10 protein-coding genes are annotated in these 12,886 nt (G+C 73.1%); 9 read left to right on the top strand and 1 reads right to left on the bottom strand.

Going from position 1 to position 12,886, the window contains the following annotated elements; all coding sequences use genetic code 11:
* The first annotated feature begins 2 nt into the window (after positions 1–2).
* The 9 genes from H9623_RS06290 (at position 3) to H9623_RS06250 (ending at position 10,799) form a co-directional block, all read left to right on the top strand.
* Positions 3–716, top strand: a complete 714-nt coding sequence (locus H9623_RS06290; protein WP_193719217.1) for a YceI family protein — start codon at positions 3–5, stop codon at positions 714–716.
* A 71-nt stretch (positions 717–787) separates the two neighbouring features.
* Positions 788–1,753, top strand: coding sequence for a metal ABC transporter substrate-binding protein (locus H9623_RS06285; protein ID WP_193719216.1), 966 nt, complete (start codon positions 788–790; stop codon positions 1,751–1,753).
* Positions 1,750–2,622: a metal ABC transporter ATP-binding protein gene (locus tag H9623_RS06280; protein WP_193719215.1), complete on the top strand. Its 873-nt coding sequence runs from the start codon at positions 1,750–1,752 to the stop codon at positions 2,620–2,622. Before H9623_RS06285 ends, H9623_RS06280 begins: the two co-directional genes overlap by 4 nt.
* Positions 2,619–3,521, top strand: a complete 903-nt coding sequence (locus tag H9623_RS06275; RefSeq protein ID WP_193719214.1) for a metal ABC transporter permease — start codon at positions 2,619–2,621, stop codon at positions 3,519–3,521. Before H9623_RS06280 ends, H9623_RS06275 begins: the two co-directional genes overlap by 4 nt.
* A 112-nt stretch (positions 3,522–3,633) precedes the next feature.
* Positions 3,634–4,338, top strand: a complete 705-nt coding sequence (locus tag H9623_RS06270; protein WP_321575314.1) for a metal-dependent transcriptional regulator — start codon at positions 3,634–3,636, stop codon at positions 4,336–4,338.
* 213 nt (positions 4,339–4,551) lie between these two features.
* Complete coding sequence (locus H9623_RS06265) at positions 4,552–5,727, top strand: MFS transporter (protein ID WP_227748280.1); 1,176 nt, start codon at positions 4,552–4,554, stop codon at positions 5,725–5,727.
* 214 nt (positions 5,728–5,941) lie between these two features.
* A complete protein-coding gene (locus tag H9623_RS06260; RefSeq protein ID WP_193719212.1) occupies positions 5,942–6,643 on the top strand; it encodes a vitamin K epoxide reductase family protein in 702 nt (233 codons plus the stop codon).
* Between the two features lie 150 nt (positions 6,644–6,793).
* Positions 6,794–9,751 (top strand): leucine--tRNA ligase, encoded by a 2,958-nt coding sequence (gene leuS / locus H9623_RS06255; protein ID WP_407671852.1) that lies wholly within the window; start codon positions 6,794–6,796, stop codon positions 9,749–9,751.
* 136 nt (positions 9,752–9,887) lie between these two features.
* Complete coding sequence (locus H9623_RS06250) at positions 9,888–10,799, top strand: endonuclease domain-containing protein (RefSeq protein ID WP_193719211.1); 912 nt, start codon at positions 9,888–9,890, stop codon at positions 10,797–10,799.
* A gap of 77 nt (positions 10,800–10,876) precedes the next feature.
* On the opposite strand, the gene H9623_RS06245 is transcribed toward H9623_RS06250, so the two are convergent.
* Positions 10,877–12,799, bottom strand: coding sequence for a helicase HerA-like domain-containing protein (locus H9623_RS06245; protein WP_193719210.1), 1,923 nt, complete (start codon positions 12,797–12,799; stop codon positions 10,877–10,879).
* Positions 12,800–12,886: the final 87 nt, after the last annotated feature.

The raw sequence follows: 12,886 nt of genomic DNA, 5'->3' as shown, positions 1-12,886 counted from the left end.
GCATGAGCAGAGGCGCCCGGTGGATCCTCGTCGCGGTCGTCGCGGCGCTGGTGATCGTGCTCGCCGGGCCGTACCTCGTGGCGCGCATCTCGGTCGGGAACGCGCCGCCACCGTTGGGCCTGCAGACCCCCGGCGAGAGCGCCGCTCCGTCGCAGTCCCCGGCCCCGGGGCCCTTCGACCCGGACGGTGCGTGGATCGTCGGCGCGGGGTCCCAGGCGGGGTACCGGGTCGACGAGGTCCTGAGCGGGGAGAAGGGGACGGTCGTCGGACGCACGGAGGAGGTCGGGGGCTCGCTCGTGGTCGAGGACGGGGAGCTCGCCCGGGCCGAGGTCACGGTGGGGACGGGGTCCATCGCGAGCGACAGCGTGGTGCGTGACGATGCGTTCCGGCGTCTGCTCGAGACCGACGTCTACCCCAACGCGGTGTTCGTCCTCACGACGCCGGTCGACCTCTCCGGGATCGAGGGGGACGAGCCCCTGACGGTCGAGGCGCGCGGCACGCTCACGATCCGGGACGTCACGGAGCCCGTGACCGTGGCGCTCGAGGCCCGGCGGTCCGGTGACGGGGTCCAGGTGAGCGGTGCGATCCCGGTGACGTTCGCCGACTACGGCGTGAGCGTGCCGGAGCTGCCGTTCGTCACGGTCGAACCGACCGGGACGGTCGAGATGCTGCTCGAGCTGGCGCGGGGACCGCAGGTCCTGACCCCCTCACCCTGAGGCCCGCGGGCCGCGGGTACGGCACGGTGGGTGGACTCGACCCGGCGACACTCGGCGCGCTAAAGTTCGGTATGCCGAACTTTCGACTTCGTGCAGGGGTCAAAGGACTCCTCGCGGGCGCCGCCCTCCTCCTCCTGACGGGCTGCGCGGTCGACGCCGCCCAGGGCGACCCCGCGCCCCCGGCGGGTGGCGTCGCCGAGGTGAGCGCCGCCGTCGGGCGCCTGGAGGTCCTGACGACCTTCACCGTCCTGGCCGACATGGCCCGCGAGGTCGGGGGAGAGCACGTCGAGGTCTCCTCGCTCACCAAGGTCGGCGCCGAGATCCACGGCTACGAGCCCACGCCCGCCGACCTGCGCCGCGCCGCGAGCGCGGACCTGGTGCTCGACAACGGGCTCGGGCTCGAGAAGTGGTTCGAGCCCTTCGTCGCGCGGCTCGACGCCCCGCACGTCACGGTCTCCGACGGCGTCGACGTGATCGAGATCGGCTCAGGCGCGTACGACGGACGGCCCAACCCGCACGCCTGGATGTCTCCCGTCAACGGTGCGATCTACGCCCGCAACATCGGCGAGGCCTTCGCGGAGGCGGACCCGGCCCACGCCGCGGACTACCGTGCGAACGCCGCCGGCTACGCCGAGCGGATCGAGGCCGTGGGGCGCGAGCTCGCGGCGGAGGTCGACCAGGTCCCGGCCGGGTCGCGCGTCCTCGTGACGTGCGAGGGGGCGTTCTCCTACCTGGCCCGGGACGTCGGCCTCGACGAGAAGTTCCTGTGGCCCGTCAACGCCGACCAGCAGGGCACGCCCCAGCAGGTCGCCCGCGTCATCGACCACGTCCGCGACAACGACGTGCGCGCGGTGTTCTGCGAGACGACCGTCTCGGACTCCGCGCAGCGCCAGGTCGCCGCGGAGACGGGTGCGACGTACGCGGGCACGCTCTACGTCGACTCGCTCTCGCGGCCCGACGGCGACGTCCCCACCTACCTCGACCTGCTCGCCCACGACGCCCGCGTCATCAGCGCGGGCCTGCGGGGCGAGCCGTGAGCGGCGGTCGCGCGGTCCCGGGCGCGCCTGCGGCCGGCACCCCGGCTGCGGCGGTCGCGGCACCCGCGCTCCACGTCTCCGGGCTCACGGTCCGCTACCGCGAGGTGCTCGCGCTCGAGGACGTCGCCCTGACGCTCGCCCCGGGCACCGTGACGGGGCTGATCGGAGCCAACGGCTCGGGGAAGTCGACGCTGTTCCGGTCCGTCATGGGCATGACGCGCGGCACGGGCGTGACGTGGACCGGAGACGTGCGCGTCTACGGCCGGGACGCGGACGCCGCCCGCAAGGACGGGCTCGTGGGGTACGTCCCGCAGTCCGAGGACGTGGACTGGGCGTTCCCGGTCGACGTGCGCGACGTCGTGACCATGGGGCGCTACGGCGGCATGGGGCCCACGCGTCGTGTCCGTGCCCAGGACCGCCGTGCCGTGGCGGACGCCCTGGACCGGGTGGGGCTCGCGGATCTCGCGCACCGCCAGATCGGCCGGCTGTCCGGCGGGCAGCGCAAGCGGGTCTTCGTCGCGCGCGCCATCGCGCAGGGCGCCCGGCTGCTGCTCCTCGACGAGCCGTTCGCGGGGGTCGACAAGGTCTCCGAGGCGCAGATCACCGCGGTCCTGCGAGGGCTCGCGGCATCGGGCTGCGCCGTCCTGGTCTCGACGCACGACCTCACGTCCCTGCCGGACCTGGTCGACGACGCGATCCTGCTCCAGCGCCGCGTCATCCTGACCGGGCCGCCCGACGTGGTGCTGCGCCCCGAGAACCTCGCCCGCACGTTCGGGATCGACCCGCTCGCCGCGAGCCGGGGCGAGGACGGCGCAGGAGCAGCCCGGACGCCGCACGGCTCCGCCACGACCGAGGGAGCCACCCGATGAACCCGTTCGACCTGCTCGCCGCCGCGGGCGCGTGGCTCGCCGCGCCCCTCGAGTACGAGTTCGTGCAGCGGGCGCTGCTCGTCGCGGTCGTCGCGAGCGTCGTGTGCGCGCTCCTGAGCTGCTGGCTCATCATGATCGGCTGGTCGCTGCTCGGGGACGCGGTCTCGCACGCGGTCCTGCCCGGGGTCGTGCTGTCCTACATCGTGGGCGTGCCGTTCGCGCTGGGGGCGCTCGTGTTCGGGATCGGGGCGGTCGCGCTGATCGGGACGGTCCGGGACACGAGCCGGCTCAAGGAGGACGCGGCGATCGGCGTGGTCTTCACGACCCTCTTCGCGGTCGGGATCGTGCTCATCTCGGTCACGCCGAGCCAGATCGACCTGGGGCACATCCTGTTCGGCAACATGCTCGGCATCACGGACGCGGACCTGTGGCAGGTCGTGGTGCTCGGCGCGCTGACGACCGTGGTGCTCGTGCTCAAGCGGCGCGACCTGACGCTGTTCGCGTTCGACCCCGTGCACGCGCACGCCGTCGGGATCTCGCCGCGCCGGCTGTCCGCGCTGCTCCTGGGCTCTCTCGCGCTGACCGTGGTGGTCGCGCTCCAGGCGGTCGGGGTCGTGCTCGTGGTGGCCCTGGTCATCACGCCGGGCGCGACGGCCTACCTCCTGGTCGACCGCATGTCCCGCATGCTCGTGGTCGCGCCGGTCGTCGCGGTGGGGTGCGCCGTCGTCGGGATCTACGCGAGCTACTACCTGGACACGGCGAGCGCCGCGACGATCGTCGTGGCGCAGGGCGTGGTGTTCGCGGTCGCGTACGTCGTGCACCTGGCGCGCCGCCCGCGCGTCGGACAGGTCGCGGGCCCGACGGCGGAGCGAGCGCCCGCGGACCTCGTCGCGGGGTGACCCGGGCCGGCGAGGCGGACGGGGCGAGCGGTGCGGTGCGCGCCGCTCGGACGCCGGTCCGCACCTCGGTCCCTCCGGGGCCGGGCGGGGCCCGTGAAATAGAGTGAGCGCCGTGGACCATCCCCTCGACCTGACCTCCGTCGCCCAGGACTACCTCAAGGTGGTGTGGTCGGCGCAGGAGTGGTCCGACGAGCCGGTGACCACCAAGCTCCTCGCGGACCGGCTCGGCGTGGGGGCCTCGACCGTCTCGGAGACCGTGCGCCGCCTGTCGTCGCAGGGGCTCCTGGTGCACGCGCGCTACGGTGCGATCGAGCTCACGGACCTGGGGCGGTCGCACGCGGTCGCGATGGTCCGGCGGCACCGCATCCTCGAGACGTACCTGGTCTCGGAGCTGGGGTACTCGTGGGACGAGGTGCACGACGAGGCGGAGATCCTGGAGCACGCGGTCTCGGACCTCATGCTCGACCGCATCGACGCGCTCCTGGGCCACCCGACGCGTGACCCGCACGGCGACCCGATCCCGACGGCCTCTGGCCACGTCCCGCGCCCGGCGGCGATCCGGCTCTCGGAGCTCGACGCGGGGGCGTGCGCGGTGGTCGCGCGGATCTCGGACGCGGACCCGGACGTGCTGCGCTACCTCGCCGAGCTGGGGCTGGGCCTCGACGCCGAGGTCCGGGTGCACGAGCGGCGCGAGTACGCGGGCACCATGGCCATCACGTGGGGGAGCGACGAGAGCCCGGTCCTCCTGGGGCTGCCTGCGGCCTCGCGCGTGTGGGTCGTACCGCAGGCGCTCGTCGAGGACCCGACGCCGGTCTAGACTGGCGGTCTTCCCGCACCTGCTGCCGACGACGTCGGCGATGCGCTCGAATCGATTCGACAACTCCTCACCCTCGAAGGGGGCGCCTTGACCGTCGACAGCACCGGCCTGCCCGGGACGACCGACACCCGCACCGACGCGTCCGCCCCGCGGGGCCGCCGGGGGACCGGCTGCGACGGCCGACCGGACGCGCAGCGGACCGGCCGCCTCGCGCTGCTCGCGCTCGCCGTGGGCGGCTTCACGATCGGCACGACCGAGTTCGCGACCATGGGACTGCTGCCCGACATCGCGGCCGCGCTCGACGCGAGCATCCCCGTCACGGGGCACGCCATCACGGCCTACGCGGTCGGCGTCGTCGTCGGGGCGCCGCTGCTGACGGTGCTCGCCGCGCGAGTCTCGCGCAAGCGGCTCCTCGTCGCGCTCATGCTCGCCTACACGCTCGGCAACGTGCTCTCGGCCGCGGCTCCCAGCATCGAGTGGCTCATCGCCGGGCGCTTCCTCGCGGGCCTGCCGCACGGCGCCTTCTTCGGGGTCGGGGCAGCGGTCGGCGCGGCCGTCGCGGGACCCGGCCGCCGCGGGCACGCCGTGGCCATGATGATGACCGGGCTCACGGTGGCCAACGTCGTGGGCGTCCCGCTGTCGACGTTCGCGGGGCAGCAGCTCGGCTGGCGTGCGGCGTTCGTGCTCATCGGCGTCCTGGGCGCCGTCACGCTCGCCGCCCTGCTGCGCTGGGTCCCCGCGGGCGCGGGCGACACCGGGTCGAGCGTGAGCCAGGAGGTCGCGGCGCTGAAGAACGGCCCGCTGTGGATCAGCTTCGTGGGAGGCGCGGTCGGGTTCGGCGGCATGTTCGCCGTCTACTCCTACGTCGCACCCACCATGACCGGGGTCACGGGCCTCTCCGAGGGCGTCGTGCCCGTCGTCCTCGCGGTCTTCGGCCTCGGCATGACGCTCGGGACGATCGTCGGCGGGCGCCTCGCCGACAAGGACGTCCTGCGGACCGTGTGGATCGGCTTCGGCTCGACGGCCGCGGCCCTCGTGGCGTTCGCGCTCACGGGCCAGAGCCCCGTCCCGGCCGTCGCGTCCCTGTTCCTGCTGGGCGTGACCTCGCAGATCCTCGGCCTGGCCCTCCAGACCCGGCTCATGGACCTCTCACCGGGCGCGCCGTCGCTCGGGGCGGCGCTGTGCCACTCGGCGCTCAACGTCGGCAACGCCAACGGCGCGTTCCTCGGCGGGCTCGTCATCGCCGCGGGCTGGGGCTACCTCGACCTCGCCTGGACGGGCCTCGCGCTCACGCTCGCGGGCCTCGTCATCATCGTGCTGTTCGGGCGCAAGCGTGTGGCGCACGTCCGCGACGACGCGCCCGCACCGGAGCCTGTTCGCGCCCACTGAGCCCGTCGCCCGCTCGCCCCGAGGTGGGCCGTGGTCCGAGCGGCCCCGGGGCGCGCGGTCGGCGCGCAGGTCCAGCGTGCGGCCCGACGGCGCCCCTCGCCCGGGCGTCGTGCGCGGGTACGTACGGGCGTTTTCAGGCAAGCCTCAGACATCGCCGGTACCGTGGGCGCACCTGTGTGCCGGAAGTGCACGCGCAGACCTTCAGGAGCGGTTCGTGAGCGAGAGCCCCACCCGTCCTTCCCGCACCGGGCGCACCCCGGGCACCACGGCCGACACCGGCGTCAGCGACGCCCGCCACGCCCCGGTGCTGCCCGACGCCGACGCCAAGAACCTCACGTCCCGGACCCTCGGGTGGGTGCTCCTCGTCGCGGGCGCCGTCGGGCTGGTCGGCGCCGGCTGGCTCGCGATCGAGCGCTACCTCAAGCTCATCGACCCGGACCGCGTCGCGGCCTGCACGCTCAACCCGTTCCTCGACTGCGGCCCCGCGATGGCGTCCTGGCAGGGCGCGATCCTCGGGTTCCCCAACCCGTTCCTGGGCGTCGCCGCCTTCCCCGTGGTCATGACCGTCGGCGTCGTGCTCCTGACCGGCGCCCGTCTGCCGCGATGGTTCTGGCTCACGATGCTGGCCGTCACGACGGTCGCCATGGGACTCATCCTGTTCCTCGTGTGGACGAGCCTCTACGTGCTCGTCGTGCTCTGCCCGTTCTGCATGGTCGTGTGGGCCGCGATGCTGCCGATCTTCTGGTACCAGCTCGTGCACGCGGTCCAGGAGAGGTACCTCCCGGCCCCCGAGGGGCTGCGACGACTCGTCGTCGACAACAAGGGCACGCTGCTCGCGGTCCTGTACGTGCTCCTCGTCGCCTGGGTCTTCCTCGAGATGGGCCCCACGATCGTCGAGTACCTCCAGACGGTCTGACCCGCGGGGGTCCTGCCGCCCCGCACGACCGGTGCGGGCGGCGACCCTCCCGGCGCCGGTGGGCGGCGCCGTCGGGCCGGGGAGGAACGCGGCCGTCCAGCCGGGCACGCGCCTGCCCGGCGACGCCGCGCCGAACGGTAAACTCGCGGGGTGAGCACGCCTGAGAACCCCGCCCCCGAGAACCCCGCCGAGTCCGTGCCCGACGCCCCCGCGGCCTCGCTCGAGACGACCTCCCACCGCTACACGCCCGCCCTCGCGCAGGACATCGAGCTCAAGTGGCAGGACACGTGGGAGGAGCGGGGCACCTTCTGGGCGGCCAACCCCTCGGGTCACCTCACCGACGGTGACGGCCGGCACGCCGACGGCCGCTCGCCGTACTTCATCATGGACATGTTCCCGTACCCCTCGGGCGCGGGGCTGCACGTGGGCCACCCGCTCGGGTACATCGCGACCGACGTCGTCGGGCGCTTCCGCCGCATGTGCGGCGACAACGTCCTGCACGCGCTCGGCTACGACGCGTTCGGGCTGCCCGCCGAGCAGTACGCCGTCCAGACGGGCCAGCACCCCCGCGTGACGACCGAGGCGAACATCGCCAACATGCGCCGTCAGCTGCGCCGTCTGGGCCTGGGCCACGACCCGCGCCGCTCGTTCGCGACGATCGACCCCGAGTACATCCGCTGGACCCAGTGGATCTTCCTGCAGATCTTCGAGGCCTGGTACGACGAGGACGCCGTGCGCCCCGACGGCGGCACGGGCCGCGCGCGCCCCATCACCGAGCTCGAGGCCGAGTACGCCGCGGGCACGCGGGCCGTCCCCGGCCACCCCGAGGGCACGCGCTGGGAGGACCTCGACCGCGTCGCGCAGCGCGCCGTGATCGACCCCCAGCGCCTGGCCTACGTGTCCGAGTCGCCCGTGAACTGGGCCCCCGGCCTGGGCACCGTGCTCGCCAACGAGGAGGTCACCTCGGACGGCCGCTCCGAGCGCGGCAACTTCCCCGTGTTCCAGCGCAGCCTGCGCCAGTGGAACATGCGCATCACCGCGTACGCCGACCGCCTGGCCGACGACCTGGACCTCATCGACTGGCCGGAGAAGGTCAAGTCGATGCAGCGCAACTGGATCGGTCGCAGCGAGGGCGCGAACGTGCGCTTCGCGATCGAGGGCATCGGTGCCGCGGCCAGCCAGGACGTCGAGGTCTTCACGACGCGCCCGGACACCCTGTTCGGTGCGACGTTCCTGGTCGTCTCGCCCGAGCACCCCCTGCTCGACGAGGTCCCGGCCGAGTGGCCCGACGGCACGCGCGACGCCTGGACCGGCGGGCACGCGACCCCGATCGACGCCGTCGCGGCGTACCGCAAGGAGGCCGCTGCCAAGACCGCGGTCGAGCGCCAGGCCGACGCGGGCAAGAAGACCGGCGTCTTCACGGGCCACCTCGCCGTGAACCCCGTCAACGGCACCCTCATCCCGGTGTTCACCGCCGACTACGTCCTCATGGGCTACGGCACGGGCGCCATCATGGCCGTCCCCGGCGGCGACGAGCGCGACCACGCGTTCGCCGAGGCCTTCGAGCTGCCCGTGATCCGCACCGTCGCGGCCCCCGACGACCACGAGGGCGCCTGGACCGGCGACGGCCGGATCATCAACTCGTCCAACGACGAGATCTCGCTCGACGGCCTGAGCGTGCCCGACGCCAAGCGCGCCATGATCGAGTGGCTCGAGGCCAAGGGCATCGGCACCGGCACGGTCACCTACCGCCTGCGCGACTGGCTCTTCAGCCGCCAGCGCTACTGGGGCGAGCCGTTCCCCATCGTCTACGACGAGAACGACCAGCCCATCGCGCTGCCGGACTCGATGCTGCCCGTCAACCTCCCCGAGGTCCCCGACTACTCGCCGCGCACCTACGAGCCGGACGACGCCGACTCCTCGCCCGAGCCCCCGCTCGGCCGCAACGAGGACTGGGTCAACGTCACGCTCGACCTGGGCGACGGCCCCAAGACCTACCGCCGCGACACCAACACCATGCCCAACTGGGCCGGGTCCTGCTGGTACTACCTGCGCTACCTCGACCCCGCGGACACCGAGCACATGGCAGCCCCGGAGCTCGAGAAGTACTGGACCGGCCCCGGGCACAACGCCACGGCCGGCCCCGCGGGCGGCGTCGACCTGTACGTGGGCGGCGTCGAGCACGCCGTGCTGCACCTGCTCTACGCGCGGTTCTGGCACAAGGTGCTCCTGGACCTGGGGCACGTGACCAGCACCGAGCCCTTCCACAAGCTCTTCAACCAGGGGTACGTGCAGGCCTACGCGTTCCGCGACGAGCGCGAGCAGCCCGTCCCGGCCGACGAGGTCGAGGAGCACCAGGGACCCGACGGCGAGACGGTCTACACCTGGCAGGGCAAGCCCGTGACCCGTGAGTACGGGAAGATGGGCAAGTCGCTCAAGAACGTCGTGACGCCCGACGACATGTACGAGGCCTACGGCGCCGACACGTTCCGCGTGTACGAGATGTCCATGGGACCGCTCGACCTGTCGCGCCCCTGGGAGACGCGTGCCGTCGTCGGCTCGCAGCGCTTCCTCCAGCGGCTGTGGCGCAACGTCGTCAGCGAGAGCACCGGTGAGACGACCGTCTCGGACGAGCCCGCCGACGTCGCGACCCTGCGCCTGGTCCACCGGACCATCGCGGAGGTGCGCGTCGAGCTCGAGCACATGCGCTCCAACACGGCGATCGCCAAGCTCATCACGCTCAACAACCACCTCACGGGCCTGGACCGTGTGCCGCGCGAGGCGGTCGAGCCCCTGATCCTCATGGTCGCGCCCATCGCCCCGCACATCGCGGAAGAGCTGTGGTCGCGCCTGGGACACCCGCGGTCGCTGGCTCACGAGCCCTTCCCGGTCGCGCTCGACGAGTACCTGGTCGAGGACACCGTCACGTGCGTCGTGCAGGTCCAGGGCAAGGTCCGCAGCCGGCTCGAGGTCTCGCCCTCGATCGGCGAGGACGCGCTGCGCGAGCTGGCCCTGGCCGACGCGAACGTGCAGCGCACGCTCGACGGGCGGGGGATCCGCACGGTGATCGTGCGGGCGCCCAAGCTGGTGAACGTGGTCCCGGCCTGACGTTGCTCGCTCGAGTGCATGATTCGGCTGCGACACGCCCGGCGAGTCGCAGCCGAATCACGCACTCGACGGCTGGTTGTCCACAGATGACCGCAGGACTCACCCGTGGGCGCGCGGGAGGCGGCATCGTGGCGTCATGTCGAACCCTCAGGTGCCGGCCGTCGTGCTCCGCTCACGGGACGCCGCGAGCCACGGACTGACACGCCACGACCTCAGCAGGCCCTGGTGGGAGGCCCCGACCCGCGGCGTCCGCGTGCCGGTAGGCAGCATCGACGGCATCGCCGCTCGGTGCCGGGCCGCGCTCGAGATCCTGCCGGCCGCCGCGGCGTTCAGCCACGTCACGGCGCTGCGGCTGCTCGGGATCGAGGTGCCCTGGCGGGTGGACCGGTCGATCGCCGGGCCGGGTGGTGGACCGGGAGAGCGGCTGCACGTCGTCGTGCCGCGCCGAGAGCTGCGGCCGCAGCGTGAGGACCTGGTGGCTCACACCTGCACGCAACCTGCTCTCGCCGTCACGACGTGGCACGGGATACCGGTCACCACTCCGGCGCAGACGTGGCTGCACCTCTCGCACGGGCTGAGCGTGAACGAGCTGGTCGTCCTCGGAGACGCCATGACACGCCGGAAGGGGCCTGCGGCCTCGATCGTCGAGCTGCGCGGGCTCCTCGAGAGCACCCACAGGATGAGAGGGCTTGCCGCGGCACGGGCGGCGATCGGTCACGTCGTCGCCGGGACGGACTCCTCGATGGAGTCGCGGACCCGGATGATCCTCGTCGACGCAGGGCTGCCACGCCCTGAGGTCAACGTGCCCGCCCTGGACCGGGCAGGATCCTTCCTCGCGCTCCCGGACATGTCCTACCCGGCGCTCCGGATCGCGATCGAGTACGACGGGGACGTCCACCGCACCGATCCGGGGACCTGGCGACGTGACGTCGAGCGCCGGCAGCGGCTGGAGGAGGCGGGCTGGTTGATCATCACCGTCACGGCCGACGACGTGATGCGACACCCCGGGCGCCTGATCCGACGGGTGCGGGCGGCCCTGGCTCGTTGAGTGCATGATTCGGCTGCGACACGCCCGGCGAGTCGCAGCCGAATCACGCACTCGACGGCAGCCGGGAAGTCTGCGTCCTACCGCCTCCGCGTCCCGAACACCGTCCGCGTGATCTCCCGGCCGAGCTGCGTCGCCATCGACCCCAGGAACTTGTCGAGCCCCGACGACGCGGTCGACTTCCGGGGCGCCGTCCGGGACCCGCCCCCGGAGCGCGCCGCGTCCCGTTCGAGCTTGGCGCGCATCTTCTCGAGCTCGGCGGACTCCTTCTTCGCCGCGCGGTCGGCCTCCTTCCGGGCGGCCTCCTGCTCCTTGGCGAGCTGCTCGGCGAGCTCGGCCTGCTCGGCCGCGGCCTGCTGTGCGGCGATGCGTGCCGTGAGCAGCTCGTACGCCGACTCGTTGTCGACCGCGACGGCGTACCGGGCGGCGAGCGGGGAGCCCGCCACGATCCCGTCGATCACGGCCTCGGGCGCGGGCTCCATCGAGGACCGGGGTGCGCGCACCCGTGTCCACGCGACCGGCGTCGGGGCACCCTTCTCGGTCAGCACCGTGACGACGGCCTCGCCCGTCCCGAGCGACTGCAGCAGCTGCTCCAGGTCGTAGGGCGATGTGGGGAAGGTCCGCACGGCTGCTCGCAGCGCCGCGGCGTCGTCGGGCGTGAAGGCGCGCAGCGCGTGCTGGACCCGGTTGCCGAGCTGGGCCAGGACGTCGCGCGGGACGTCCTGGGGGCTCTGCGTCACGAAGAACACGCCCACGCCCTTGGACCGGATGAGCCGCACGGTCTGCACGACCTGCGCCACGAACTCCTTGGACGCGCCCGTGAACAGCAGGTGCGCCTCGTCGAAGAAGAACACGAGCTTGGGCTTGTCGAGGTCGCCGACCTCGGGCAGGTCCTGGTACAGGTCGGCGAGCAGCCACATGAGGAAGGTCGAGAACAGCGCGGGCCGGTCCTGGACGGCAGGCAGCTCGAGCGCCGAGACGGTGCCGCGCCCGTCGGCCGCGACGCGCAGCAGCTCGGTCGTGTCGAACGCGGGCTCCCCGAAGAACACGTCCGCGCCCTGGGCCTGGAGCGTCACGATCTCGCGCAGGACGACCCCGGCCGTGGCCGCGGAGAGCCCGCCGATGCCCTTGAGCTCGGCCTTGCCGTCGTCCGAGGTGAGGTAGGCGATGGTCGCCTGCAGGTCCTTGAGGTCGAGCAGCGCGAGGCCCTGCGTGTCGGCCCAGTGGAAGATCAGGCCCAGGCTCGACTCCTGCGTGTCGTTGAGCCCCAGCACCTTGGAGAGGAGCAGGGGCCCGAAGTCGCTCACGGTCGTCCGGATCGGGATGCCCTTGCCGAGCCCGCCGAGCGAGTAGAACTCGACCGGGTAGGTGGTCGGCTCCCAGTCCTGCCCGATGCTCGCGGTCCGGTCCAGGATCTTCTCGCCGCTCACCCCGGGCACCGCGAGCCCCGACAGGTCGCCCTTGACGTCCGCGACGAACGTCGGCACCCCGGCGTCGGACAGCCCTTCGGCCATGCCCTGCAGGGTCTTGGTCTTGCCCGTCCCGGTGGCCCCGGCGACGAGCCCGTGCCGGTTGAGCATCGCGAGCGAGAACCCGACCTGGACGTCGGCACGGGGCACGGGGTCACCGCTCCCGGTGGCTTCGAGCAGCGCCCCGAGCGCGAGCGTCCCGCCCTGGTAGGCGTAGCCCGCGGCGACCTCGGCGGCGTAACCGTCCAGGACGCCCGACGGCGGAGCCTGCGTCGGCGGTGCGGCCTCGGGTGGGCCGTCGACCGGGCTGGGCACGCCCGACGGCGGAGCGTCTGCGGGTGCGTCACGCACGGGGGGCTCCGGTGCGGGGGAGGTGTCGACGGTTCCGGCGGTGCCGACCGCTGCGGCCTCGGCCGCCTCGAGCGCGGCCTGTGCCGCGGCGGCCTTCGCCTCGGCCGCCTCGGCGGCTGCCTGTGCGGCGGCGGCCTTCAGGGCGGCGAGCTCTGCGGGGGACGGGGCTGCGTCGTCGGGCATGTCTCGGATCCTAGGTGTACTGACCCGTTGCGTTGTTGATTCGGTCGATGGGTCGTAGGCCGCCGATGCCGAGGTGGGGTCGTTCCA

The organism is Oerskovia douganii (assembly GCF_015142735.1).
Classification (GTDB): domain Bacteria; phylum Actinomycetota; class Actinomycetes; order Actinomycetales; family Cellulomonadaceae; genus Oerskovia; species Oerskovia douganii.
This window is presented reverse-complemented; position numbering and strand designations above follow the sequence as displayed.

Coding starts and splice junctions, on each gene's coding strand:
- H9623_RS06275 (WP_193719214.1), top strand. CDS start 2,619: ATGAACCCGTTCGACCTGCTCGCCGCCGCGGGCGCGTGGCTCGCCGCG.
- H9623_RS06285 (WP_193719216.1), top strand. CDS start 788: ATGCCGAACTTTCGACTTCGTGCAGGGGTCAAAGGACTCCTCGCGGGC.
- H9623_RS06290 (WP_193719217.1), top strand. CDS start 3: ATGAGCAGAGGCGCCCGGTGGATCCTCGTCGCGGTCGTCGCGGCGCTG.
- H9623_RS06245 (WP_193719210.1), bottom strand. CDS start 12,799: ATGCCCGACGACGCAGCCCCGTCCCCCGCAGAGCTCGCCGCCCTGAAG.
- H9623_RS06250 (WP_193719211.1), top strand. CDS start 9,888: ATGTCGAACCCTCAGGTGCCGGCCGTCGTGCTCCGCTCACGGGACGCC.